The sequence below is a fragment of the Acinetobacter sp. 129952 genome, from assembly GCF_056642055.1.
On sequence record NZ_JBWVSU010000003.1, the window covers coordinates 248,538 to 272,637 of the forward strand.

Annotated in this window: 25 protein-coding genes and 2 rRNA genes; 20 read left to right on the forward strand and 7 right to left on the reverse strand. The window is 45.0% G+C overall.

The features are described from left to right. Window positions 1-141 precede the first annotated feature (141 nt). Complete coding sequence (rph, locus tag AC1IR0_RS05465; protein ID WP_004281238.1) at window positions 142-858, reverse strand: ribonuclease PH; 717 nt, start codon at window positions 856-858, stop codon at window positions 142-144. Between the two features lie 210 nt (window positions 859-1,068). Here rph and AC1IR0_RS05470 point away from each other — a divergent pair, with 210 nt between their 5' ends. Further along, window positions 1,069-1,770, forward strand: a complete 702-nt coding sequence (locus tag AC1IR0_RS05470) for a TetR family transcriptional regulator (protein ID WP_085064426.1) — start codon at window positions 1,069-1,071, stop codon at window positions 1,768-1,770. Window positions 1,771-1,824: 54 nt separating this feature from the next. On the opposite strand, the gene AC1IR0_RS05475 is transcribed toward AC1IR0_RS05470, so the two are convergent. Then, window positions 1,825-2,439, reverse strand: coding sequence for a thiol:disulfide interchange protein DsbA/DsbL (locus AC1IR0_RS05475; RefSeq protein WP_253160392.1), 615 nt, complete (start codon window positions 2,437-2,439; stop codon window positions 1,825-1,827). A gap of 227 nt (window positions 2,440-2,666) precedes the next feature. Here AC1IR0_RS05475 and ubiG point away from each other — a divergent pair, with 227 nt between their 5' ends. The 14 genes from ubiG (at window position 2,667) to AC1IR0_RS05545 (ending at window position 14,690) form a co-directional block, all read left to right on the forward strand. Then, window positions 2,667-3,395, forward strand: coding sequence for a bifunctional 2-polyprenyl-6-hydroxyphenol methylase/3-demethylubiquinol 3-O-methyltransferase UbiG (gene ubiG / locus AC1IR0_RS05480; RefSeq protein WP_253160394.1), 729 nt, complete (start codon window positions 2,667-2,669; stop codon window positions 3,393-3,395). Further along, on the forward strand, window positions 3,392-4,081 hold the full coding sequence (locus AC1IR0_RS05485) for an HAD family hydrolase (protein WP_409651377.1): 690 nt from the start codon (window positions 3,392-3,394) through the stop codon (window positions 4,079-4,081). Before ubiG ends, AC1IR0_RS05485 begins: the two co-directional genes overlap by 4 nt. 39 nt (window positions 4,082-4,120) lie before the next feature. Beyond that, the gene (locus AC1IR0_RS05490; protein WP_005094903.1) at window positions 4,121-4,867 is read left to right on the forward strand and encodes a YciK family oxidoreductase; all 747 of its coding nucleotides are present in this window, start codon (window positions 4,121-4,123) and stop codon (window positions 4,865-4,867) included. Window positions 4,868-5,023: 156 nt separating this feature from the next. Next, entirely contained in the window at window positions 5,024-5,443 is a 420-nt protein-coding gene (locus AC1IR0_RS05495; protein ID WP_004281232.1) for a hypothetical protein, read from the forward strand. 184 nt (window positions 5,444-5,627) lie between these two features. Continuing rightward, window positions 5,628-5,783, forward strand: coding sequence for a hypothetical protein (locus tag AC1IR0_RS05500; protein WP_004281231.1), 156 nt, complete (start codon window positions 5,628-5,630; stop codon window positions 5,781-5,783). Window positions 5,784-6,098: 315 nt separating this feature from the next. Further along, window positions 6,099-6,485 (forward strand): RcnB family protein, encoded by a 387-nt coding sequence (locus AC1IR0_RS05505; RefSeq protein ID WP_004281230.1) that lies wholly within the window; start codon window positions 6,099-6,101, stop codon window positions 6,483-6,485. Window positions 6,486-6,728: 243 nt separating this feature from the next. Then, window positions 6,729-7,115 (forward strand): RcnB family protein, encoded by a 387-nt coding sequence (locus tag AC1IR0_RS05510; protein WP_005094900.1) that lies wholly within the window; start codon window positions 6,729-6,731, stop codon window positions 7,113-7,115. A 132-nt stretch (window positions 7,116-7,247) separates the two neighbouring features. Then, on the forward strand, window positions 7,248-8,591 hold the full coding sequence (gene argA / locus AC1IR0_RS05515; RefSeq protein WP_004729045.1) for an amino-acid N-acetyltransferase: 1,344 nt from the start codon (window positions 7,248-7,250) through the stop codon (window positions 8,589-8,591). A 333-nt stretch (window positions 8,592-8,924) separates the two neighbouring features. Beyond that, window positions 8,925-9,881, forward strand: a complete 957-nt coding sequence (locus tag AC1IR0_RS05520; protein ID WP_409651371.1) for a sulfonate ABC transporter substrate-binding protein — start codon at window positions 8,925-8,927, stop codon at window positions 9,879-9,881. 24 nt (window positions 9,882-9,905) lie between these two features. Further along, window positions 9,906-10,901 carry an aliphatic sulfonate ABC transporter substrate-binding protein gene (locus tag AC1IR0_RS05525; protein ID WP_121980151.1) on the forward strand — a complete coding sequence of 332 codons (996 nt, stop codon included), beginning with the start codon at window positions 9,906-9,908 and terminating at the stop codon, window positions 10,899-10,901. Window positions 10,902-10,937: 36 nt separating this feature from the next. Beyond that, entirely contained in the window at window positions 10,938-12,113 is a 1,176-nt protein-coding gene (gene ssuD, locus AC1IR0_RS05530) for an FMNH2-dependent alkanesulfonate monooxygenase (protein WP_004647160.1), read from the forward strand. Beyond that, the gene (ssuC, locus tag AC1IR0_RS05535; protein WP_409651366.1) at window positions 12,113-12,928 is read left to right on the forward strand and encodes an aliphatic sulfonate ABC transporter permease SsuC; all 816 of its coding nucleotides are present in this window, start codon (window positions 12,113-12,115) and stop codon (window positions 12,926-12,928) included. Before ssuD ends, ssuC begins: the two co-directional genes overlap by 1 nt. A 21-nt stretch (window positions 12,929-12,949) precedes the next feature. Continuing rightward, window positions 12,950-13,756: an ABC transporter ATP-binding protein gene (locus AC1IR0_RS05540; RefSeq protein WP_409651363.1), complete on the forward strand. Its 807-nt coding sequence runs from the start codon at window positions 12,950-12,952 to the stop codon at window positions 13,754-13,756. A 313-nt stretch (window positions 13,757-14,069) separates the two neighbouring features. Then, complete coding sequence (locus tag AC1IR0_RS05545; protein ID WP_004281222.1) at window positions 14,070-14,690, forward strand: TetR family transcriptional regulator C-terminal domain-containing protein; 621 nt, start codon at window positions 14,070-14,072, stop codon at window positions 14,688-14,690. 66 nt (window positions 14,691-14,756) lie between these two features. Here AC1IR0_RS05545 and AC1IR0_RS05550 read toward each other — a convergent pair whose 3' ends face one another. After that, window positions 14,757-15,320 carry a 5'-methylthioadenosine/S-adenosylhomocysteine nucleosidase family protein gene (locus AC1IR0_RS05550; protein ID WP_180087189.1) on the reverse strand — a complete coding sequence of 188 codons (564 nt, stop codon included), beginning with the start codon at window positions 15,318-15,320 and terminating at the stop codon, window positions 14,757-14,759. Between the two features lie 231 nt (window positions 15,321-15,551). Between AC1IR0_RS05550 and ribF the strand changes: the two genes are divergently transcribed. The 5 genes from ribF (at window position 15,552) to AC1IR0_RS05575 (ending at window position 21,150) form a co-directional block, all read left to right on the forward strand. Then, window positions 15,552-16,553 carry a bifunctional riboflavin kinase/FAD synthetase gene (gene ribF, locus AC1IR0_RS05555; protein ID WP_129717649.1) on the forward strand — a complete coding sequence of 334 codons (1,002 nt, stop codon included), beginning with the start codon at window positions 15,552-15,554 and terminating at the stop codon, window positions 16,551-16,553. A 64-nt stretch (window positions 16,554-16,617) separates the two neighbouring features. Beyond that, window positions 16,618-19,464 carry an isoleucine--tRNA ligase gene (gene ileS / locus AC1IR0_RS05560; protein WP_479741219.1) on the forward strand — a complete coding sequence of 949 codons (2,847 nt, stop codon included), beginning with the start codon at window positions 16,618-16,620 and terminating at the stop codon, window positions 19,462-19,464. Continuing rightward, entirely contained in the window at window positions 19,457-19,996 is a 540-nt protein-coding gene (gene lspA / locus AC1IR0_RS05565) for a signal peptidase II (protein ID WP_004281218.1), read from the forward strand. Before ileS ends, lspA begins: the two co-directional genes overlap by 8 nt. Beyond that, entirely contained in the window at window positions 19,989-20,471 is a 483-nt protein-coding gene (locus AC1IR0_RS05570; protein WP_004281217.1) for an FKBP-type peptidyl-prolyl cis-trans isomerase, read from the forward strand. Before lspA ends, AC1IR0_RS05570 begins: the two co-directional genes overlap by 8 nt. Before the next feature lie 136 nt (window positions 20,472-20,607). Further along, the gene (locus tag AC1IR0_RS05575) at window positions 20,608-21,150 is read left to right on the forward strand and encodes an NADPH-dependent FMN reductase (RefSeq protein ID WP_243474456.1); all 543 of its coding nucleotides are present in this window, start codon (window positions 20,608-20,610) and stop codon (window positions 21,148-21,150) included. 268 nt (window positions 21,151-21,418) lie between these two features. On the opposite strand, the gene AC1IR0_RS05580 is transcribed toward AC1IR0_RS05575, so the two are convergent. The 4 genes from AC1IR0_RS05580 to AC1IR0_RS05595 all read right to left on the reverse strand — a co-directional run. After that, window positions 21,419-21,814 (reverse strand): tautomerase family protein, encoded by a 396-nt coding sequence (locus AC1IR0_RS05580; RefSeq protein ID WP_039902475.1) that lies wholly within the window; start codon window positions 21,812-21,814, stop codon window positions 21,419-21,421. 461 nt (window positions 21,815-22,275) lie between these two features. Then, on the reverse strand, window positions 22,276-23,448 hold the full coding sequence (locus AC1IR0_RS05585) for a PQQ-dependent sugar dehydrogenase (protein ID WP_479741220.1): 1,173 nt from the start codon (window positions 23,446-23,448) through the stop codon (window positions 22,276-22,278). A gap of 190 nt (window positions 23,449-23,638) precedes the next feature. After that, window positions 23,639-23,753, reverse strand: a 5S ribosomal RNA gene (rrf, locus tag AC1IR0_RS05590). 189 nt (window positions 23,754-23,942) lie between these two features. Then, window positions 23,943-24,100: ribosomal RNA gene (locus AC1IR0_RS05595) — 23S ribosomal RNA — on the reverse strand; the annotation flags it as partial.

The window sequence follows — 24,100 nt, forward strand, 5'->3', positions numbered from 1 at the left end:
TGCAAAACCGGTTCAGATATAGCCGATTCATGTCGGATTTTTGTGATGAAGCTTTGTGATGCAGTTTTTTCATACAGTGATTGCTGAAATTTCAGGCATAAAAAAACGCATCCGTAGATGCGTTTCTCAACATGGGATGGATTACCAGCCTAGAGCTTCTTGCTGTTTTTTCACCAGTTCCTGAATGCCTTTCTCGGCCATTTCCAGCATGGCATTCGATTGTGCACGGGTAAATGGTTTGTCTTCAGCAGTACCTTGAATTTCAATAAATTCACCAGCCTGAGTCATCACCACGTTCAAATCGGTTTGACAGTTTGAATCTTCTTCATAGCAAAGATCCAGTAATACTTCATCTTTAAAAATACCCACAGAAACTGCAGCCACCAAACCTTTTAATGGATCATGTTTGATTTTCTTTCTTTCCAGCAAGACGTTCATGGCATCGACCAAAGCCACCGCAGCACCCGTAATCGCTGCAGTACGAGTACCGCCATCAGCCTGAATCACGTCACAGTCGATAGTAATGGTATTTTCACCCAGCTTTTTCAGATCGACCATTGAGCGCAAGCTACGACCAATCAGACGCTGAATTTCCTGAGTACGGCCACTCTGTTTGCCACGTGCCGCTTCACGGTCACTACGGGTATGAGTTGAACGTGGCAACATGCCATATTCAGCCGTTACCCAGCCCTGGCCCTGACCTTTGAGGAAACGCGGTACAGAACTATCCACACTGGCAGTGCACAGTACTTTGGTATGACCAAATTCAACCAATACAGAGCCTTCCGCATAACGTGTATAGTTACGGGTAATTTTCACTTCACGTAATTGATCTAATGCTCGTTGGTCGATACGCATAATAAGTCCTGTATGGGTTCAAAATAATTGCGGCTCAGTATAGCAGAAGCCTTTGCCAAGATTAGGCAGCCGGGCGATTCATTTACAAAATCAATGCATCAGCTCGCTACGAGTTGTCGAAATTCTGCCGATCTGTGGCACTACGATTTAATTTAATTTTTGCTAGACTAAAACTCTCTATAAGGGAAGCCGGTGATAGGAAACCCATTTATGTCCTTACGTGAAGATCGCAAGCAGCAAAGTCATCAGGCACTACTCGATGCGACACTAGCATTCAGCAGTCAGGGCCGCGCTTTCAGCACGATCAGCCTACGTGAAGTCGCGAATGCAGTCGGAGTAGTACCGACGGCGTTCTATCGGCACTTTCAGGATATGAACCAGTTGGGTCTGGAATTGCTGGATCAGGTTGCGATTCATATCAAGGGCGTACTCAATCAGCTGGGGCAGGCTTATCTGTATCAGCCGAATACCCGAACCCACACCGGGCTTGAGCTCTTCTTTCAGGCCGTCGAATATCATCCTGAACCCTGGATTTTTTTTGTGGCAGAACGTTGGGGCGGTTCGGACGTGTTACGTGTCGGCATTGAACGGGAAATTCATTTTCTGGCTGAAGATGTCATGCATGAACTGGCCAAGATGCAATCTACCCGACATATTCAGGCATCACAGGACTTGCAGGCTCTGGCACAGATGCTGATTGAACTGTCCCTGAACTGGGCCATGGGCTGGATTCATCTGCAGCATCAGGTTGATCCAGAGCTGCGCCGCGCTCAATCCAATGCCTTTAAAACCCAAAGCGTGCTACAGATGCAGCTCTTGCTACGTGGCATTTTGCACTGGTACCGGCGACCTGCCAAAACAGTTGAAACCGCAAGCCCTGTGCTCAATGAAGCGGTCATTCCCCCTGCCTAAATAAAAAAACCTGCATCATGATGCAGGTTTTTTTTACTGATCGTCAGTTCAGACTTATTTGGCTTTACGCTCTTTCTCGATCAGGTAATTCACCACCTGAATGACTTTGGCATCATTACCCTGCACAATATATTTACCATTCACGGTCACTGCCGGAACACCACTTAACTGATACTGAGCAGCCAGATTTTTGGCTTGGGCAATTTTCGAAGTGATCGGGAAAGATTTATAAGTGCTGTTAAATTTCGCTTCAGGGATACCATAGCGGGTATAGAACTTGGCCAATTGCGCCTGTTCTAAAATTGGACGTTGCTTATCATGAATATCATGGAATAATTGTAAATGTGCTTTTTGACGCACACCCAATGCTTCAGACACATAATAAGCACGCGCTGCCTGCTCCCAGAGTGGATTCATTGCAGCCGGCGTACGTACAAAACGTACATCTTTTGGTAATTTTTTCAACCAGCCCTGCATATGTGGTTCAAGCGCGAAACAATGACCACAGCCGTACCAGAAGAATTCACGTACCTCAATTCTGCCCGGTTTTTCGACTTTGACTGGTTTTGCAACCACCTGATAGTCCTGACCTGCCACAAAATTGGCCATAGCATTGCCTGAAAAGGCCAAAACAGATGTGGCAACAGCGCCTAAAAGGAATTTTTTCATTCGGATTATCGTCCTCTAAATCATTATGCTTAGTTTATGTGTTCACTATAAATCAATTATGCCGGTTTCGTTTTCATTCTGTGAACTTTTTTGCTGCTTTTATCGCTTTTTCTGCCAGAATCGCTACACTAAACCATCGGACTGATTTTCAAGGTTTTAAATCAGTTTCTCTGGCCATTCGGCACGTACATATTTTTAGCTAATCACGACTGATTGAGGTGATACCGATGTCGCAATTGAATGTTGATCCACAAGAAATTGCCAAGTTTGAAGCATTTGCAGCTATATGGTGGGATCAGCATTCCGAGTTCCGCCCCTTGCACATGATTAATCCACTGCGTTTAAACTGGATTGATGAACATGCCGGAGGCTTAAGCGGCAAAAAAGTGCTGGATGTCGGCTGTGGCGGCGGCATTCTGGCCGAAAGCATGGCGCGACGCGGGGCCGATGTGCTCGGGATTGATATGGGTGCAGCCCCACTGAATGTGGCACGCATCCATGCCGAACAGGAAGGCGTGAGCAATATTGAATATCGTCAGGTGCCGGTCGAGCAACTGGCAGAGGAACAGGCTGGCCAATATGACATCGTGACCTGCATGGAAATGCTGGAGCATGTGCCAGATCCGGCATCGATTATTCAGGCCTGTCATAAACTGGTCAAGCCAGGTGGTCATGTGTTCTTCTCGACCATTAACCGTAATCCAAAGTCCTATTTATTTGCGATTATCGGGGCAGAATATGTCTTGCGCATGCTGGCCAAAGGCACCCATGATTACAGCAAATTTATCAAGCCGTCCGAACTGGCACATGACATTCGCAACTCGGGTTTAAAGCTTAAAGACATGACCGGTCTGCACTATAATCCGCTGACCAAGCGTTATTGGCTGGCACCGAATGTTGATGTGAACTATATGGTCTATACCGTGAAAGATAGCGCAGCAGAGACCACAGCATGAAAGCCGTTTTATTTGACCTCGATGGTACCCTGATTGATACCGCTGCCGATTTTATCCGGATTATCCAGCAGATGTGCCATGAAGAAGGCCGTGCACTGGTTGAACCCGAGCTGATTCGTACCCAAGTCTCCGAAGGCGCTCGCGCTATGGTGAAACTGGTTTATCCGGAACTGCAACTGGAAGATCCGGTCTTTCTGCAACACCGTCAGCGCTTTCTGGACATGTATGGCGCAGATATTGCGGTCGATACCGATCTGTTTGATGGCATGTATCCATTACTTGAACAGCTAGAGGAAAATGACATTCCTTGGGGGATTGTGACCAATAAACCGCGCTGGCTCAGTGAGGCTTTACTGCAAGCACTGAATCTGAGTGAACGCTGTGCGGTACTGGTGTGCCCTGAAGATGTCACCCGCACCAAACCTGATCCTGAACCGATGTATCTGGCAGCCAAGCAACTGAATCTTGCCGCGGAAGACTGTATCTATGTCGGAGATCATCCACGAGATATTGATGCCGGCCGTCATGCCCAGATGCTGACCATTCTGGCTGCTTATGGTTATTTGCCGTTGCAATACAAAGACGATTTAAACGCCTGGCAGGCCGACCATATCGTGCATACTGTGCCAGAATTACATCAATTGATTCAGACACTAGTACTGAAGCAGCATACTGCGGTATCTTGAACGCTTAACACTAAATAATAAGAAGTGAGGAGGTAGATAATGAAATATTCAGCATATCAACCTCGCCCCGATCTGCTCAAGGATCGTATCATCCTAATCACAGGTGCGGGCGATGGCATTGGACGTGCAGCAGCAATCAGTTATGCCTTGCATGGCGCAACTGTGGTGCTGCATGGGCGTACCTTAAACAAGCTCGAAGTCATTTATGATGAAATTGAAAGTTTGGGTGCGCCGCAACCTGCCATCTTGCCGCTACAACTATCGAGTGCGTCAGAACGTGATTATGAGCTTTTGCTCGATACGCTAGACCGTCAGTTTGGTCGTCTGGACGGCATTCTGCACAATGCCGGCATTTTAGGCGAACGGGTTCCCTTGGCGGATTATCCGGTCAATGTCTGGGATGATGTGATGGCGGTCAATCTGCGTGCACCCTTTGTCATGACCCAAGCGCTGTTACCGTTATTATCCAAATCCGAACATGCTTCTGTGGTTTTTGCCAGCTCAGGTGTAGGCCGCGAAGCCCGCGAACGCTGGGGTGCCTATTCGGTTTCTAAAATTGCTATTGAAGCGGTAAGCCAGTTATTTGCCAAAGAGCAGGTACATCCAAATATCCGTTATAACTGCATCAATCCCGGAGCAACGCGGACTGCTATGCGCGCCAAGGCCTATCCGAACGAAGATCCGAAAACCCTGCCTACCCCCGATTCAATCATGCCGGCTTATCTATATTTGATGGGTAACGACAGTCTGCATATGAATGGTCAGAGTATTGATGCACAGGATTAAGTAATTCTGTCTGTCATTCAGGGAGCAATCGCTCCCTTTTTATTTCATTTTTAGTCATATTCAGCGCATAAATCTTAAGTAAGTTCACCCCGCTCGCATTGAGTTTCATTAAAATAACAGCATACTAAACCCCACTATATTTCACTCGAGTGCATCATGACTGAATTAAACAATATTACGGTGACCCATTTAGACGATGGCATGGTGTCGCTGCTGATTGATCAACAGCCTATTTCAGAGAAATACGGCACCAAGTTTGAAGCCAGTATCGTGGATGACATCAAAGCACTCGAAAATGCTCAGAAACTCAAATTGTTCGAGCAATTTGTATTTTCACATCAGGATCTGAATTTTGAACATGCCTATTATTATGTGACTGGCATTGAAAAATTAGACGACAGTTATCGTCTGGCCAAGCATTTTGTTTATCGCATTAAAATTGAAGGTCAGCCAGAAATCGAACATGTCATCAGCAATCAGGGCAAAGCCATGACGGCCGAGGATGTACGTGCCTTTATTCAGGCGCATGTGCAGAAATCACTCAACGATTATACTGACCTGAACTACGCTTATTAAAAGTCGGGTCATTGAATAATCTTGGGCACTTTTCGATAAAGTGCCCTTTTTTTCTTAAAATCCTGCAAAAAATAACAATAAATCGGATTTACATATTAAATATATAAAATTATACGGTTTTCCAAATTAAACTGATTGGACTATGCTTTCTTGAATCACAGATAGATCAAATCAGGAGCGCAGCATGGCTGACCAAAAACGTAAAATTGAAACAATTCACCGGATTGAACAGTTGCAGTTATCTGAAGCATTGATTGTGGCACTCGATGACGCCCTACAAGCTGAATCCGTGGCTGACGCGATTCAGTCCTTACAAGGTTTGGCAGAACAATGGAATTAATCTCGAACTAAACTGGCAAAATTCTTTGCCGTTTCAGTAAATCATGAACTTTTTTCTTGCTGATTCAATGCTGTTTTTTTGAGCTAAGTCATCGATTTTCGCTTGCATATTGGCCCTTGCTTTGATGAGATAAGGACATAGCTCGGTAGGCTACTTTATAGAAGTGATGCCGTCGCATATAGTCATGTAAAAACATGACATCATCATAATATCTCTGCATTTGTTATAAAAATTGTGCCTGTTCTTCACAGTTTCTCTGCAATTTTTCCGTACATTAGGTGCTGTAGAAGGTGAACAATTTAATGAGGGTTCAACATGAAAAAGGTTTTGGTGGCACTGGCAATTTCTTGCAGTACATTCATGCTGAGCAATGTCGTCATCGCTGCCCCTCATTTCAATGATGAATCCCGTATGGATTCACGTCATGGTCATGACAAGAAGAAAGCCCGTGAGTTCCGAGAGGAAGATCAACAGGATAACCGCCGTATGCGTGAAGAACGCGGGGTGAAACGCCTGCAACAGTTACGCTGGCAGCCGGGTTATGTGATGCCGCAGCATTATCGTGGCAATGGCTATAAAGTTGAATATAAAGACCATCGCCTGCCTCGACCTGACCGCAAGCAGCAATGGTACAAAGTCAATAATGACTATATTCTGGTGGATTCTGAAAACAACAGTATTATCCGGATCGTGGGTGACTAGTTCATAAGTGCATTCAAATTTAATCTTCTTTAAGGCCCAACGATGTTTGGGCTTTTTTATTTCACTGGCTGAAAATTTTTTATTCGCAAATCTCGCTGCTTTTCCAGTTTTGAGACTACGTGATTCATCTACTAAATTTCTTCATGAATTTAACAATTTAACTAAATAGCCCTCACGCTTTCTATGTACTTGTTCGCTAATTTAGTCTCATCGAAATTAGATATACATTTTAAGGTGAGAGCCATGAAAAAAGTCTTAACTACAATCGCGTTATCTATAAGTGCTTTGTTAGCTACTTCTGCAATGGCAGCACCACAGCATGACTCGCGTTATGATCATAATCCGCATAAACCGGCACCACACTGGAATGCCAAAGATAGCAAGAAATGGAATGACGACCGTCGCTGGAATGATGACCGCCGTCATAACAACCGTATGGTCAACCCAAGCCGTGACTGGCGCGTAGGCCAAACTCTACCACGTCAATATGACAACAACCGTTTTGAAGTCAGTGATCGCGAAGCACGCCGTTTACCAAATACCGGTCGTTTCCAGCAATGGTACAAGGTCAACAATGACTACGTTCTGGTCAATGAGCGTACCAACAAAATTGTACGAATCATTAACTAAGCTTTCTCCATTACTGCTCGTCTTGCAGACACCTGAAGTCCCCTTCAGGTGTTTTTTTATATCTGCACTTCCACTTGCATTTTTTTTCATTAGAATCAAAGCTGGATCTTCAATCATTGAAATGGGCACAGCATGACTTCAGCAGAAACGTCACAAAGCACAACTTTGCAATATGTGCACTGGTTTCGCCATTCTGCGCCTTATATCAATGCGCACCGCAATAAAACCTTTGTAATCATGTTTGATGGCGAAGCCGTCTTAAATGATAACTTTCAGCATATTATTCACGATATTGCTTTATTACATTCTTTGGGCATTCGGCTGATTCTGGTACATGGTGCACGTCCGCAAATTAACCAGAATCTGGCTCAAAGCCAGATTACGACGCCTTTTTACCAGCAGCGTCGGGTCACCACACGTGAATCTTTAAGCTGCGTGATGAATGCCGTCGGTTCGATCCGCCTACAAATTGAAGCACTGCTGTCTATGGGACTGGCCAATTCGCCGATGTATGGCGCCCGGATTGATACCGTTTCAGGGAATTTTGTCACTGCCAAACCGTATGGCATCCGCGATGGTATCGATTTTCAGTTGACCGGTGAAGTGCGCGCGGTTGATACCGATGCGATTCAGCGCCATCTGGACAGTCATAATATTGTGGTGCTTGGCCCGACCGGTTATTCCACTACCGGAGAAGTTTTTAATCTGCTGGCTGAAGAAGTTGCTACCAAAACTGCGATTCGCCTTAAGGCAGATAAACTGATTTTTCTCGGTAAGCAGCATGGTCTGATGGACAGTAACGGCCAACTCAAACGCGAAGTGACACCGCAACAACTGGATGATTTTATTCCGGTCGAACAAGATGCGCTTGAAAGAGGACTACAATTGAAAGCCGCACAGGAAGCCTCAATGAACGGCGTACATCGGGTGCATCTGATTTCTTATGCCTATGATGGTGCCCTGCTGGAAGAGCTGTTCACCCGGGATGGTTCCGGAACTCTGGTCACCGACGCGCATTATGAAGAAGTGCGGATGGCCGATATTCAGGATGTCGGTGGCCTGATCGGTTTGCTGCGTCCACTGGAAGAAGAAGGCATTCTGGTCTATCGTTCGCGTGAACGCCTGGAAAATGAAATCAACCAGTTTGCCGTAATCGAACGGGACGGCATGATTCTGGCCTGTGCCGCCCTCTACCCGATTCCGACGACAGGGGATGAATTGCGTTCTGCAGAAATTGCCTGTGTTGCGGTACATCCCAGTTATCGCAAGTCTAATCGGGGTAGCCAGATCCTGCATTATCTAGAAGAAAAAGCCAAAAGCATGCAGATTCAGCAACTGTTTATTTTAACTACCCGCACCGCGCACTGGTTTCTGGAACAAGGCTTTGAACCGGCTTCAGTCGATGACCTGCCGGATGCCCGTCAGGCATTTTACAATTATCAACGTAATTCAATTGTTTGCAAAAAGTCACTTTAAAGTGGCTTTTTCTTTCAGTGCTTTAGCTTAATTTTAGATAAAGATATCTGACAATCTCGCTTTAAATTTTAAAAATCTATTACTCGTTTTTAGCTAAACATATCAATAGATTAGATTTAAAAAAATAACTATAAATTTCATAGGTTTGATTAATTTAAATATTAAATCTTCATTTTTATATAAATCACTTTTCTGCATAAGTTTTGCGCTTTTTTATTTATCTTTTTTCTTCATTAGAAATTCCTGAATAGTTATTTTTTTAGAAAAACAAAAACGATTAGCGTGTGTCTAAGTTTTCATTCACTAGCTTTTCACTTTCGGGAGTTTTGATTCATGCGCCAATCTCATGTTCAGTTTTTAACAAAGACTGCGGTACTCGGTACCGCGATGGCTGGTGTCATGATGCTTTCAGGCTGCTCGAAAAAAGAAGAGACCATTACCCTGAATATCGGTTTCCAAAAATACGGCATATTACCTATTTTAAAAGAACGCGGCACGCTGGAAACCAGCTTAAAACAGCAAGGGGTCAATGTGAAATGGGTAGAATTTCCGGCTGGCCCGCAATTGCTTGAAGGCCTGAATGTCGGCAGCGTCTCTTTTGGTGAAGCCGGTGAAGCACCGCCGATTTTTGCCCAGGCGGCCAACTCAAATCTGGTCTATGTGGCCAATCAGCCGCAAGCACCTAAGGCCGAAGCCTTGATTGTACCGAAAGATTCACCAATCCAGTCTATTCAGGATCTGAAAGGCAAACGGGTAGCCCTGAACAAAGGTTCAAATGTGCATTACCTGCTGTTAAAAGTTCTGGAAGCCAACAAGCTGACATTCGGTGATATTGAAGTGATTTATCTACCACCTTCCGATGCACGTGCTGCATTTGAACGTGGTGCAGTTGATGCCTGGGTCATCTGGGATCCGTTCTTTGCAGCTGCTGAACATCAGATTGGTGCGCGTGTCATTGCCAGCGGTGAAAATGTGGTGAGCAACCACCAATTCTATCTGGCAGATCGCAAGTTCGCAGAAAGCCATCCTCAGGTGGTACAGGCGGTGGTCAACGAACTGAATCTGACCACGGACTGGGTGGCAAAAAATCAGGACGCTGCCGCTCAGCTCCTGCAAAAACCGACAGGTCTGGCCGTCGATGTCTTGAAAACCTCTATTTCACGCATGGGCTTTGGCGTTAAACCTCTCAGCACTGACGTGATTCAAAAACAGCAACAAGTCGCCGATGCATTTTATGCGGAGCAGCTGATTCCACAAAAGCTGAATATTGATGCAGCAATTATTAAATAACAGCAGAATAATTCGAGAATAAAGATGAGTCATATAAAAACAGTTTCTTACATCAGTTTAGCGTTATTGAGCTTTAGTCTGACTGGCTGCCAGAAACAGGAACCACAACAAACGGCTGCCGCAGAAACTACGTCGGTGCAACAAGTTAAAACCATTGCGATTGGCTTTCAGAAATCAGCCTTGAATCTGCTGGTAGCACGCGATGAAAAGCTGTTAGAACAACAATTTCCTAATGCCAAAATTGAGTGGAAAGAGTTTCCGGCGGGTCCACAAATGCTGGAAGCACTGGCAGTCGGTGCGGTGGATTATGGCTATGTAGGGAATACCCCACCCATTTTTGCACAGGCTGCAGATAAAGCCCTGAGTTACGTGGCCTTTGAAAAAGTGGCTGGAAACTCTTTGGCCGTGGTCGTGCCGAAAGACAGTGACATCCAGACGATTCAACAGTTGAAAGGAAAACGGATCGCGGTGCAGAAAGGTTCAAGTGCCCATGAACTTCTGGCCAAAACTCTGGAAAAAGCCGGCTTAAGCTGGTCAGAGATTCAAGCCATTTGGCTTCCCCCTGCGGATGCACGTGCTGCTTTTGACAAAAAAGCCATTGATGCCTGGGCAATCTGGGATCCCTTCCTGGGTGCAGCCGAGTTCGACAGCAAGGTTAAGGTGCTGATTGAATCCAGTGACTTTCCGCAAACCTACTCCTTTTATATCGGCAATCCCGAATTTATTCAGAAGCATCCGGATAGCCCCGGGAAGTTTATCCAGGCCTTAAATGCATCTGACCAGTGGATTCTTAAAAACCAGGCTGTAGCTCTAGATATTTATCAGAAAAGTACTGGTCTGAAACCAGAAGTGGCAAAGATTGCATTTGAGCGTCGTCTTAAACCTTCGCCGGTACAACCATTAACGACGGAAGTGATCAAAGCCCAACAGAATATTGCCGATCTCTTCCAGCAGGTTCAACTGATTCCCAAAACCATCAGCGTCCAGCAACAGATCTGGTCGCCAGCAGCCACACATTGATGAACAAACAAGATGATTTAATTTAAGGAATATCACATGAAAATTTTCTGGTTTATCCCCACTCATGGCGACAGCCGTTACTTAGGCACCAGCAAGGGCGCACGTGTTGTAGATCATGCCTACATGAAGCAGATTGCCGTTGCCGTGGATAATCTTGGTTATGAAGGTGTCCTGATTCCGACTGGCCGTTCTTGTGAAGATCCATGGTTAACTGCAGCCAGCCTGATTGATGCGACCAAAAAATTAAAATTCCTGGTGGCATTGCGTCCAGGCGTGACCACGCCGGCACTGGCTGCACGTATGGCCGCGACCTTTGACCGCTTGTCTAATGGCCGAGTACTGCTGAATCTGGTGACTGGCGGTGACGAGCAGGAGCTAAAAGGTGATGGCGTCTATGAAGATCACACAACCCGTTATAAAACGGCGACCGAATACACCACCATCTGGCGTGAAATTTTAAAACGCTCACATACCGGTGAAAGCTTTAGTTTCCATGGCGAACGCTTAAGTGTCGATGATGCAAAATTGCTGTATCCACCCATTCAGCAGCCGCATCCGCCTTTATGGTTTGGTGGCTCATCGGATGATGCCATTGAGCTGGCCACGGATCAGGTCGATACTTACTTGACCTGGGGCGAGCCACCGGCAGCAGTCAAAGAAAAAATTGCAGTGGTAAAAGCCAAGGCTGCAGCTAAAGGTCGTGAACTGAATTACGGGATCCGTTTACACGTGATCGTACGCGAAACCAATGAGCAGGCCTGGGCGGCGGCTGAAGAACTGATTCAATATGTGGATGATGCCACTATCGCTGCAGCCCAAGCCAAGTTCAAATCCATGGACTCGGTCGGTCAGCGCCGTATGGCAGAACTGCACAATGGCGATCGCAGCAAACTCGAAGTTTCTCCAAACCTCTGGGCAGGTGTGGGTCTGGTTCGTGGTGGTGCAGGTACGGCACTGGTCGGCGATCCGGAAACTGTCGCTGCACGTATCCAGGAATATGCCGATCTGGGGATCAGCACCTTTATTTTCTCAGGCTATCCACATCTGGAAGAATCAATCCGTTTTGCCGAACTGGTATTCCCTTTACTTCCACTGGAAACCCAGCAAAAACTCACTCAACCAAACTTGACCGGTCCATTTGGTGAAATCGTGGCGAACAACTACACACCGGACGAGAACAAGCAGGCTGAGAAAATTAAGGAGTCTGCTTAATGTCAAAAGTCGTTTCCGTTGAAACCCTGGCCCAAAAGCAGGTTTCACGTGGAACAATTCTGGGGCAGCATCTGCTGCCCTGGCTGGTTCCAATTTTTTTGATTGCGATTTGGCAGATTACCTCTAGTACAGGCCTGCTGGAAAGCCGGATTCTGCCTGCACCGAGTGCGGTAGTTTTGGCCTTCTGGAATTTGCTACTCAGCGGTGAACTGTGGATGCATGTGCAAGTCAGTGCGGGGCGTGCTATTAGTGGCTTATTGGTGGGGGGTGGTTTGGGCCTATTACTGGGCCTGTTAAATGGTTCATCCAAAACTGCCTCTACCCTGCTCGATACGACCTTGCAGATGATCCGCAATATTCCTGCACTGGCACTTATTCCCCTCGTGATTTTATGGTTCGGGATTGATGAATCTGCCAAATTGTTTCTGGTAGCGATTGGGGTATTTTTCCCGATTTATATCAATACCTATCATGGGATTCGTTCCGTCGATCCGCAATTGATCGAGATGGGCAAAAGCTACGGCTTAACTCGCTGGCAACTGTATAAAGAAATTATTCTGCCGGGTGCGATGCCGTCAATTCTGGTCGGACTGCGTTTTTCTCTAGGTCTGGTCTGGGTACTGTTAATCGTTGCCGAAACTATTTCTGCTCAGTCTGGTATTGGTTATATGACCATGAATGCACGTGAATTTTTGCAAACTGACGTGGTCTTGGTGGGTATTTTACTGTATGCCCTGCTTGGCAAACTGGCCGATGTTCTGGCCGTGGCCTTAGAGCGATTCCTGCTGCGCTGGCATGCCGGCTATCAAAAATAAAGAATAAATGAGGAGCATGTGATGACTGATCTCAGTTTAGGGCGTCATGCCAATGACCCGATTGTGCCACTGGAACAACCTGCGGCAGAGATCAATCCTGCTGCAGTGATCGGTGCCGAAATTATCATTGAACAGCTGCACAAGTTTTACGGTTCGGTCAAGGTTTTGGAAGATCTGGACCTGCATATCCAGCCGGGTGAATTTCTGGCAATTGTCGGTCGCAGCGGTTGTGGTAAAAGTACCTTATTGCGCCTGATTGCCGATCTGGAACAGCAAAGCTACGGCGAAATCAAGTTCAAGTCAGCCCGGCATATCCGTGAAGGCATTACTGCCGATGATATCCGAGTGATGTTTCAGGACCCACGCCTGCTGCCTTGGCGTAGCATCGAACAGAATGTGCAGTTAGGCCTGGGTAAAGAGCAGCATGCCAAAGCCTCTCAAATGCTGGAAAAAGTCGGCCTAAAAGAAAAAGCTGGACTGTGGCCTTCACAGCTTTCTGGAGGACAACGGCAACGTACCGCCTTGGCGCGGGCATTATCGCATCAGCCGCGTATTCTGCTGCTGGATGAACCCCTCGGTGCTCTAGATGCCCTGACAAGACTGGAAATGCAAAACCTGATTGAACGCCTATGGACCGATCAAGGCTTTACCGCCATTCTGGTCACGCATGATGTCAGTGAAGCCGTGCAACTGGCAGACCGGATTATCTTGCTGGACAAAGGCCATATTGCCAAAGAGTTTAGGGTCAATTTGCCACGTCCCCGGCAAAAAAGTGTGACATTTGCAGAACTGGAACAGCAGGTCTTGCAGGCAGTTTTAGCGACCTGAATACCCAATCCAACCCAAAATCGCGCATGGTTTTGGGTCTTATTCTTATAAAAAATACTTTTAAGGACATTTTTATCAGATTCATTTCAGTATTATTCTTCTCTTCCATTGATAAAGAAAAAAGATGAATAAATGAAGTATTTTCAGAAACTTGAATTTCTCTCCCGGTGTAGATGCATTTAGCCTGTTTTAAATATTGATCTAGAGAATAAATCATCATTATTCAAAAAATTAGCCTGTGACTGTATGCACAAATCTGATGATTTGCCGTACAATTGAGGATTCCCTTTTTCATTGTTTTTTATATTTGCTAATGGAACAAAAAAAGAGTACTCAAAAACGCAATCAGCTGCTAAATGCCGCACTAGACGTATTTTCCCTATATGGTTTTAATGGGGCAAGTCTGGATGAAATCGCACAAATTGCAGAAATGCATAAGTCGAATATTTTCTATTATTATGAAAATAAAGAAGCCCTGTATGTCGAGGTATTAACTACCGTTCTACAAAAATGGCTGGCGCCTTTACAAACCCTTGAAGCTGAACTTGAACCTGAAGAAGCAATCACCAATTATTTGATGCAAAAAATTGAAGTGTCACGTACCCAGCCTAAAGCATCCCGTTTATTTGCTTTGGAGGTGATTCAAGGTGCACCGCATATTCTGGAAATTTTAAAAGGTCCGCTGAAAAAACTGGTCAAGCGTAAAGCCAAAGTAATTTCCAACTGGCAGGAGCAAGGCAAGATTTCTGCAGATATTGATCCTGAGTTACTGATTCTGAATATTTGGGCGATTACCCAGAACTATGCAGACTTTGCGACGCAAATGGAAATGGTCACGGGTAAAACTTTGCGTAACCGTAGCATGCAGCAACGCATTATCCAGCATACGGTACACATGATGTTATACGGCGTGATTCCACGTACGGATAAATAAGCAAGCGCTTCTGATTGGCACACGACCATAGCTGCTATGGTCGCCGAGCAAACTTGACCTTCCTGTTTATTTTACCATTTGATATAAATCTAATAATTTTTTCGCACCCAATAACAGATTTTCTTCCCAATCCAGATGCGCAGTCTCATTGGCTCCATCACTAATGTATTTCACTGAAATCAGCCGAACGCCCAACTTTTTACAGACTTTGGCCAAGGCATAGCCTTCCATATCGACCAGATTACACGCCACTTTTGAAATACCGGTTTCAAAGCTATCGCCTGTTCCACAAATCCCTTTCGGCAAATGGTCAAAGAAAGAATCCAGCTCAATCGCACCCGGGAAATGCTGATCCATCGGGGTCATGCCGATCTCAAAGCCAAGGGGCGACACATCCATATCACGCTGTACAAATTGCGTGACTTCGACCAGTTCATGCGCATTAAAATGCGAACTTCCCGCGCTGCCCAAATTCAATAAGGTACTGCAACCGGTGTTCTGAATCACCTCAAAAGCTTTAAAAGCCGCATTGACTTTACCAATCCCGCTGTAATGTACCTGAATGCCTTCTGCTTCAAACAAGCCTTTGGATTCATTGGGTAGAGCCATGATGAGCGCCAGATCGGACATTCGAAACACCTGATATCAAGAAAAACCCTGACATTAGAAAACAAAACCGGCTGAATGAAAAGCATCAGTGCTCTGATCAAACATACTTAGTGCGTAGAAAAACCAGCCGGCTCAATTCCAAGGAAGGTGAATTTTCAAGAAAAATATTGCATAAAAACACAACAGCAAGACGAAAGCGCGAGATTATGGCAATATATAGCCTCTCGATATTTCTAAGCACTTGATTTGCCCATGCAGCTGCTCCGTCTAAATGCTTTAGCCTCTCATTCTGAATTACCCAAAACTGCCGTGACCATCGGTAATTTTGACGGCGTGCATTTAGGCCATCAGGCGATGATCCGTCAGCTGCAACAGGTGGCCAAAGCACAGGGTTTAAAATCTGTAGTGATGATTTTCGAGCCGCAACCGCTTGAATACTTTCAGGGTTATGAGGCCCCACCTCGTATTTCATCATTGCGTGAAAAAGTTGAATACCTGACTGAGCTGGGTGTGGACTATATCGCGGTGGCGAAATTTGACCATACTTTTCGCAGCCTGACTGCAGAAGCCTTTGCCGACATTTTAAAAGAAAAACTCAATGCCCGGCATCTGGTCTTGGGCGATGATTTTCACTTTGGTAAAAACCGCCAAGGCAACAGCGAATTCTTGCGCAATTACGGCTTTGAAGTGACCAATTTAAATACCATTGCGCTAGATGGTGAACGCGTCAGTTCCACCCGGATTCGCCAGACGCTACAAGCCGGTGATTTAGCCTTGGCCGCACAATTGCTGGGTCGTCCTTATAGCATTACCGGACGAGTGCAATATGGTGATCAGATTGGTCGAACTATTGATTTCCCGACCATTAATGTACGGCTTAACCGTCATAAGCCCTGCCTCAAGGGAATTTATGGGGTTGAAGTCATTTGCGAAACCCTATCCTTAAAAGACAAGGTAAAAGCCGATTCTGCAGCGCAAACAGGCATTGCAGGTTATGACCCCACTGCTCTGTTTGGGGCAGGTCATGTCGGCACACGTCCAGCCATCAAACAAGCACATCCAGAGTGGCGATTAGAAGTACATTTTCCAGATGTTTCTGCTAATCTGTATGGCCTGTTGATGCGGGTGACGTTCTTAAACTATTTACATGGCGAAAAGGACTATCCTTCGCTTGAAGCGCTAAAAGCCGGAATTGATGATGATGTCGAGAAACTGCTTGAGTTTCGTCGAAATCACCCCACATTTCCCTTTTAATATCCCATATTTTTATTGTAAAACGTGTCAGTGACATAACTGATTAGATTGGAAGACGACTTGCATGAGCGATAAGCAAACTCCTGAAAATGCAGTGGACTATAAAGCCACGCTAAACCTCCCAGGTACTGACTTTGCAATGAAAGCAAATTTGGCAGTACGTGAAGCGAAATGGTTAGAAGAGTGGTATGCCGACAACATTTATCAGCAGATTCGTGAATCGCGTATTGGCAAGAAAAAATACGTGCTTCATGACGGCCCTCCTTATGCCAATGGTCAAATCCATTTGGGTCATGCGGTCAACAAAGTACTCAAAGACATCATTATCAAAAGTCGTGTCATGGATGGTTTTGATGCACCGTATGTACCGGGCTGGGACTGTCACGGTTTGCCAATCGAACTCAAAGTCGAAGAAAAAGTCGGTAAAGTCGGCGTAAAAGTGGATGCATCTACCTTCCGTAAAGCCTGCCGTGAATATGCCTACACCCAAGTTGAGCTTCAAAAGAAAGACTTCGTACGTATGGGCGTATTCGGGGATTGGGACAATCCTTACTTAACGATGAACTTCAAACAAGAAGCTGACATCGTACGTTCATTGGGTGCAATCGCGAAAGCAGGTCATATCGAGCCAGGTCTAAAACCAGTCAACTGGTGTTTAGACTGTGGTTCATCACTCGCTGAAGCTGAAGTTGAATACGAAGATAAAAAATCTGACGCAATTGACGTCGGTTTCACGGTTGTAGACCTTGCTGATTTATCTGCACGTGTCGGCGTAGAAATCGCTGATCGTACGGATATCGTGATTTGGACAACAACGCCTTGGACCATGCCTGCCAACCAAGCGGTTGCATTACACGCTGAACTTGAATACCAACTGGTGAAAGCAATTGGTGAAGACAAAGCATCACAAAACTTCATCCTTGCGAAATCATTGGTTGAGTCTGCAACTCAGCGTTATGGCTTTACTGCATTTGAAGTGCTTGCTGAATTCACAGGTGCAAAACTTGAGAATTTAGTTCTTCAACATCCTTTAATTAGCGACCGCCAAGTGCCAGTGATCTTGGGTGAACACGTCACCGATGCGAGCGGTACAGGTGCAGTACATACCGCACCGGGCCACGGTGTAGACGACTATAAAGTTGGTTTACAGTACAACTTAAAAGTAGAAAACCCAGTCGGCAGTAATGGTGTGTATTTACCGACTTCGCCAATCTTCCCGGGCGAGCACATCTACAAAGCCAATCCAAAAATCATTGCAGCATTGACTGAAGCGACCAAGCTTTGGGCACACGTGGTGATCAAGCATAGCTACCCGCATTGCTGGCGCCATAAAACCCCGATTATCTTCCGTGCGACCCCACAATGGTTCATCAGCATGGATGCCAAAGGTCTGCGTCAAAATGCACTGAATGCGATTGAAAACGATATCAGCTTTGTACCGGACTGGGGTAAAAACCGTATCCAGGCGATGATTGAAGGTCGTCCGGACTGGTGTATTTCACGTCAACGTACTTGGGGTGTGCCAATTCCGTTCTTCGTACACAAAGACACCAATGAATTGCACCCACGTACGCCTGAACTGATTGAAGAAGTGGCTAAGCTGATCGAGCAAGAAGGCATTGATGGCTGGTATAACCGTGATGCCTCTGAGTTTATCGGTGCGGATGCTGAACAATACAACGCAGTTCGTGACACATTAGATGTCTGGTTTGACTCTGGTACAACGCACTATGCGGTACTGCGTGAACGTGAAGAACTGACTGATCCTGCTGATTTGTACCTTGAAGGTTCAGACCAGCACCGTGGCTGGTTCCAGTCGTCGTTATTGACCTCGATTGCGATTAACGAACGTGCGCCATATAAAGGTCTATTGACTCACGGTTTCGTCGTGGATGAAAAAGGCCGCAAGATGTCCAAGTCGATCGGTAACGTGATCACGCCGCAAGACATCATTAAAGATATGGGTGCGGATGGTTTACGTTTCTGGATCGCCTCTGCGGATTACCGTTATGAAATGACCGCTGGTAAAGAAATCTTTAGCCGTGCCTCTGACGGTTATCGTCGTATCCGTAACACGCTTCGTTTCTTGCTTGCTAACCTGAATGGCTTCAAACCATCAACAGATGCGCTTCCTGTGGATCAATTGATCGCGCTGGATCAATACATTCTGCAACGTGCATCTGAAGTGCAAGAAACCATTAAGAAAGCATACGAAGATATGAACTTCCATATCGTAACGACTGCTCTGACTAATTTCTGTATCAATGACTTGGGTGGTTTCTACTTAGACATCATCAAAGACCGTCAATACACCACGAAAGCGGATTCGCAAGCACGTCATTCTGCACAAACTGCGTTGTATCACTTGGTACAAGCATTCGTGCGTTGGATGTCACCAATCCTGAGCTTCACTGCACAAGAAGCTTGGCCGTTAATTCCTGAGCAATCAGAGAAATACGTGTTCACGGCTGAATGGTATGATATTCCTGTGGCTTCAACTGCAAATGTAATATCTGAAGCTGAATGGCAAACGCTCATTGCCGTGAAATCTGCAGTAAACAAATTCATTGAAACTGCACGTACCGCGAAAACTGTCGGTTCTAACTTGTCTGCCAAAGTTGAACTTTGGGCAAATGCCGAATTAAAAGCAGTGCTAGATAAGTTAAGTGATGAGCTTCGTTTCGTACTGATCACATCACAAGTGATCGTCAATGAGTTTGATGCAGCACAAGGTGAAGCGTCTGATCTTGAAGGCTTGAATGTGAAAGTTTCAGCAGCTGATGGCGAAAAATGCGTACGTTGCTGGCATGTATTACCAGATGTAAATACACATTCTGCACATCCTGGTCTATGCGGTCGTTGTATCATCAACCTTCCTACAGGCCAAGGCGAAGAGAGAAAATATGCCTAATACCCACACCAAAAAGGGCTTATTCCAGTTCTATCCACATAATTTATGGTGGGTTGGACTGGCCATTCTGGCGATCATTCTGGATCAATGGACCAAATGGATTGCAGTGACAAATCTGAACTATGCAGATCCTGTTCCTGTGCTGCCCTTTTTAAATTGGACACTGCTACATAACTATGGCGCTGCCTTTAGTTTCCTGTCCGATGCCGGTGGTTGGCAACGCTATTTCTTTACTTCACTGGCAGGTTTAGTGTCTGTAATCTTTGTGTTTTGGCTGATGCGCATGCCAAAAGACATGAAAATTTTACCATTGGCGATTGCCCTGATTCTGGGTGGTGCCATCGGTAATTTAATCGACCGGGTCAGCCTCGGCTATGTAGTCGATTTTATTCATGTGTATTACCAGAACAGCCACTTCCCTGCGTTCAATATCGCAGATAGTGCTATTACTGTAGGCACTATTCTGATGCTGATTGATACCTTTTTCTTAGAAAAACATCGAATTCAACGGGCGCAAGCACAACATGACTGATTTTATTCATCCTAACGAAGAAACCCGGGTTGCAGACGGTTCTAAAGTCGAGCTGCACTTTTCTGTCGCAATCGAAAATGGCGTGGAAATTGACAATACCCGTAGCCGTGAAGAACCGGTCAGCCTGGTGATTGGTGATGGCAATTTACTGCCTGGTTTTGAAAAAGCACTGTTTGGTTTACGTGCCGGTGACCGTCGTACGGTGAGCCTGCCACCAGAAGATGCTTTTGGTCCATGGAATCCTGAAAACATCCAGAAATTTGATACGGTGAAGTTCGGAGAACGTCCGATCGAAGGTCACATGATCGAGTTTGAAGACAAAGCCAAAGCCACCTTGTATGGCGTGGTGAGATCGGTGAATGATGACATTACTGAAGTGGACTTTAACCATCCATTGGCAGGCAAAAACATTACCTTTGAAGTGGAAATCTTCAAAGTGACACCTGCGGGTCAGCAAGGCATTAAACTGATGTAAGACATCAGCTAATTAACTGATTCTAAAAAAGCTCCTTCGGGAGCTTTTTTATATTCCGGATACAAATCATCTCTAGTCACCTTCCTGAAATCTGATTAATTTAATTTGATGATCAGACCCGAAGAAAGGATGAAACATGAAAATTTATATTGTGGTTGGGAGTGTGCGTGAGGGACGTACTGCGATTAAAGTGGCGCACTGGGTACTGCAGGAAATTAAAAGTTATGCCTTTAGCACTTTAGAAACTGAAATTGTCGATCTAAAAGAATGGGATCTTCCGCTATTTTCTGGCGCTCATCCCCCATTGACCGGGATTTATGATCAGCCCAAACAGCAAGAGTGGGCAGATAAAATTGCGCTCGGCGATGCCTTTATTTTTGTCACGCCTGAATACAATCATGGCTATAGCCCTGCCCTGAAAAATGCCCTGGATTATCTCGGCAAGGAATGGCAAGGCAAACCGGCAGCTTATATTGGTTATGGTGCGACCAACGGATCACGTTCGATTGACCAGATTCGTCAAGTCGGCACTCAACTTGGACTGGTAGATACCAATGCCGTGATCGAAATCCGTGACATCTTTGCACGCAACAAAGATTATTCCTTCCAAGGCAATGAATTTGATAATAAAAACTTAAAAGCTGTAGTGGATAGACTGATTCAATATGTCAGTGCTTAATGACTGGACGACAGCCCTGTACGTTTTAGCCTACATGCAGCGCAGAGTTTAGCCGCTATGCAGTCATTTTATGCGAGGCTATAGTGAGTACATAGACAGACAGGAAGTCTGCAAAGCGATACGACAACAATAAAAAGCGCCAATCAACAGGACGTTGACAGATTAGACAGGAGTCAGATCTGAGAAGCAAATCCAGAAAAGCCTCGACAGGATGTTGAGGCTTTTCTGTTTAAACTTTAGGTTTAACTAGAGTAGTGATCGGAATGCATCAAACATCAACCTTAAAGCCGAGATCAACATCACAGGCGGCCTGCCCTCCCCGGATCTCCCAATTTTCTAGTGCACTTTCTCTCAGATGAATCAGAATATGATCTGCAGGAATGCCGATTTCTCCGAGACTTTTGACCATCTGCTGATACAAATTGCGCTTGGTCTCCAGACTGCGGCCAGCAAAACAGTCAATACTGATCAAGGTAAAATATTCAGGCTGAGCTAAATGGCTCATATAATGAAAACGATGCGCTTCATGCACGACCAGACGAATATTACGATCATATTCAGGCAGCTGAAAGGCAGTTTTCACACAATGAAATACGCTGTTAAGCAATTGTTCCTCAACTGCTTGAGGATATTGTTGCCGAACTTCAATTTGAATCGTAGGCATAGGAGTTTCCTTTTTATTATTTTATGGACGTTTTTATTTATATCAGTTGATGCATATCAAAAGAGTTTTCTCTCGCTAACATACAGCAAAATCATCACCGCAGTTTATGATTTGGTCAGATGATCATTTTAAAACAGTATTTTTGAATTTATCTTTTTAAAATTTGGCTGTCGGCTTTGACCTACAATCTATGCAGTTAAACTACCCTATTGCGTTGTATCGCTTCAGGCTATATTCAGATCATACCAAGACAGGAAGTCTTGTAAGAAAAATAAAAAAATTCACGTAGCAGGATGCTGATCGGTATAACAGACATTATACCTTTAACAGAATATGAAAAGGCCTTCACAGGATGTAGAGGCCTTTTTCTTTCATGCCAGCATCAGCTTAAAAAGATTTTTATTCAGATGGTCAGCTTATTCAATATTTCATATTTAGATAAGCATCCTAAAAGCAGAGGATTAAGGTGCTGTCATTTTTAACAAACCGGCTTGCGGACCATCTTGAATCACCCACAGTGAACCATCCTGTGCCTGAGCAACCCCACGAATCCGCTCTTTCATATCCAGACGCTGAACTTCTTTCACTGGGGTCTGGTTCGTATCCACAATCACAATCGCCTTGGAAGACAGACCGGTCGCAATCGCCTTATTTTTCCATTGCGGGAAGACATTAGCCGTATAAAATATTAAATCTGAAGGAGAAATTACCGGAGTCCAATCCAGTGCCGTGGCTTCAAATTCAGGTCGGGTACTGTGATCAGGAATGGGCTTGCCATCATAATGATTGCCATTAGACACTAACGGATAACCATAATTTTTAGCTTTGACAATCTTGTTCAGTTCATCGCCGCCTTTTGGTCCCATTTCGATCACCCAAAGCTGCCCTTTCGGATCAAAAGCCATGCCTAGAGGATTACGATGTCCAAGACTCCAGACCTGCTGGGCAATTTTACCCTGATTCATAAACGGATTATCGGCAGGGATTGAGCCATCATCATTCAGGCGAATAATTTTACCGGCGTTGGATTGCATATCCTGTGCAGGGTTGAATTGCTGACGTTCTCCTGAACTGATCCATAACTTACCATCCGACCCGAATACAATCCGATGGGCATAATGTCCCTGGCCTGAAAATTTCGGCACTTGCGTCCAGATCCGTTCAATTTGTGTGAGTTGAGGAGTGGCTTGATTTAAGTTTAATTTACCCCGGATCACCACTGCACCATATCCGCCTTGGCCTTGTTCAGCATAGCTCAGATATACCCACCGATTCTTTGCAAAATCAGGATGTAAAGCAACTTCGCCTAAGCCACCCTGGCCTCCATATGCGACTTGAGGTATACCTTTAACTTCAATTTTTTTCTTGGTTTTTGGATCAAAGAGCTGCAATTTTCCTTTGCGCTCAGTAATTAATAGTCGGCCATCCTTTAAAGTAGTAATCGCCCATGGCTCATTAAATTGAGCAACCTGTTCAACCTTATATTTTTGCAAGTTAGAAGAGACTGCATCCGATTTGGCAGCTGATGTAGATGTCTCTTGACTACTTCTAGAAGATGAATTCTCTGCATGACAGGCAGTAAATGCTAAAGCACAACAACTGAGTAGAATTTTTATTTTAAATTGCGACAACATTATCTTCTCCATACTGATTTATTGTTCAAATTAACATCAAGATACAGAATTTATAATGTAAATTCAGCAGAGAAAGGTAAATAGATACATTTTAAAAACTATAAAACGAGTTAATTTTGAAGTTTTATTTATAATTTTTGCACATAAAAAAATCCCCCTCTGCCTTGGCGGAGGGGGATTTCGAATAATGAGCTGGCGATGACTTACTCTCACATGGGTAACCCCACACTACCATCAGCGCTAAGAGGTTTCACTTCTGAGTTCGGGAAGGGATCAGGTGGTTCACTCTTGCTATGGTCGCCAGCACAACTGTTATGGACTTGTTCGGGTCTTACTTAACTGCTGTGCAGTGTATGCCTTACTTCGTACCAAATAGAATTCATTAACAGGTATATCTGAGTTGGGTATTTTGTTCTTTAGCGTTCACTAAATCAAGCTGTTTTGCTTAATATCGAATCGATTGATGCTTAATACAACAACTGTTTGGGTGTTGTATAGTCAAGCCTCACGAGCAATTAGTATTGGTCAGCTTCACATATCGCTATGCTTCCACATCCAACCTATCAACGTCGTAGTCTTCAACGGCTCTTTAGGAGACATAAAGTCTCGGGGAAATCTTATCTTGAGGTAGGCTTCCCGCTTAGATGCTTTC

Bases quoted from the DNA above. Each gene is read 5' to 3' on its own strand.
- AC1IR0_RS05485 (WP_409651377.1), top strand. From the start codon at position 3,392: ATGAAAGCCGTTTTATTTGACCTCGATGGTACCCTGATTGATACCGCT.
- AC1IR0_RS05580 (WP_039902475.1), bottom strand. From the start codon at position 21,814: ATGCCTACGATTCAAATTGAAGTTCGGCAACAATATCCTCAAGCAGTT.
- ileS (WP_479741219.1), top strand. From the start codon at position 16,618: ATGAGCGATAAGCAAACTCCTGAAAATGCAGTGGACTATAAAGCCACG.
- AC1IR0_RS05545 (WP_004281222.1), top strand. From the start codon at position 14,070: ATGGAACAAAAAAAGAGTACTCAAAAACGCAATCAGCTGCTAAATGCC.
- rph (WP_004281238.1), bottom strand. From the start codon at position 858: ATGCGTATCGACCAACGAGCATTAGATCAATTACGTGAAGTGAAAATT.
- AC1IR0_RS05520 (WP_409651371.1), top strand. From the start codon at position 8,925: ATGCGCCAATCTCATGTTCAGTTTTTAACAAAGACTGCGGTACTCGGT.
- ribF (WP_129717649.1), top strand. From the start codon at position 15,552: ATGCAGCTGCTCCGTCTAAATGCTTTAGCCTCTCATTCTGAATTACCC.
- argA (WP_004729045.1), top strand. From the start codon at position 7,248: ATGACTTCAGCAGAAACGTCACAAAGCACAACTTTGCAATATGTGCAC.
- AC1IR0_RS05500 (WP_004281231.1), top strand. From the start codon at position 5,628: ATGGCTGACCAAAAACGTAAAATTGAAACAATTCACCGGATTGAACAG.
- AC1IR0_RS05540 (WP_409651363.1), top strand. From the start codon at position 12,950: ATGACTGATCTCAGTTTAGGGCGTCATGCCAATGACCCGATTGTGCCA.
- lspA (WP_004281218.1), top strand. From the start codon at position 19,457: ATGCCTAATACCCACACCAAAAAGGGCTTATTCCAGTTCTATCCACAT.
- ssuD (WP_004647160.1), top strand. From the start codon at position 10,938: ATGAAAATTTTCTGGTTTATCCCCACTCATGGCGACAGCCGTTACTTA.
- AC1IR0_RS05510 (WP_005094900.1), top strand. From the start codon at position 6,729: ATGAAAAAAGTCTTAACTACAATCGCGTTATCTATAAGTGCTTTGTTA.
- AC1IR0_RS05575 (WP_243474456.1), top strand. From the start codon at position 20,608: ATGAAAATTTATATTGTGGTTGGGAGTGTGCGTGAGGGACGTACTGCG.
- AC1IR0_RS05470 (WP_085064426.1), top strand. From the start codon at position 1,069: ATGTCCTTACGTGAAGATCGCAAGCAGCAAAGTCATCAGGCACTACTC.
- AC1IR0_RS05525 (WP_121980151.1), top strand. From the start codon at position 9,906: ATGAGTCATATAAAAACAGTTTCTTACATCAGTTTAGCGTTATTGAGC.
- AC1IR0_RS05475 (WP_253160392.1), bottom strand. From the start codon at position 2,439: ATGAAAAAATTCCTTTTAGGCGCTGTTGCCACATCTGTTTTGGCCTTT.
- ubiG (WP_253160394.1), top strand. From the start codon at position 2,667: ATGTCGCAATTGAATGTTGATCCACAAGAAATTGCCAAGTTTGAAGCA.
- AC1IR0_RS05585 (WP_479741220.1), bottom strand. From the start codon at position 23,448: ATGTTGTCGCAATTTAAAATAAAAATTCTACTCAGTTGTTGTGCTTTA.
- ssuC (WP_409651366.1), top strand. From the start codon at position 12,113: ATGTCAAAAGTCGTTTCCGTTGAAACCCTGGCCCAAAAGCAGGTTTCA.
- AC1IR0_RS05550 (WP_180087189.1), bottom strand. From the start codon at position 15,320: ATGTCCGATCTGGCGCTCATCATGGCTCTACCCAATGAATCCAAAGGC.
- AC1IR0_RS05490 (WP_005094903.1), top strand. From the start codon at position 4,121: ATGAAATATTCAGCATATCAACCTCGCCCCGATCTGCTCAAGGATCGT.
- AC1IR0_RS05570 (WP_004281217.1), top strand. From the start codon at position 19,989: ATGACTGATTTTATTCATCCTAACGAAGAAACCCGGGTTGCAGACGGT.
- AC1IR0_RS05495 (WP_004281232.1), top strand. From the start codon at position 5,024: ATGACTGAATTAAACAATATTACGGTGACCCATTTAGACGATGGCATG.
- AC1IR0_RS05505 (WP_004281230.1), top strand. From the start codon at position 6,099: ATGAAAAAGGTTTTGGTGGCACTGGCAATTTCTTGCAGTACATTCATG.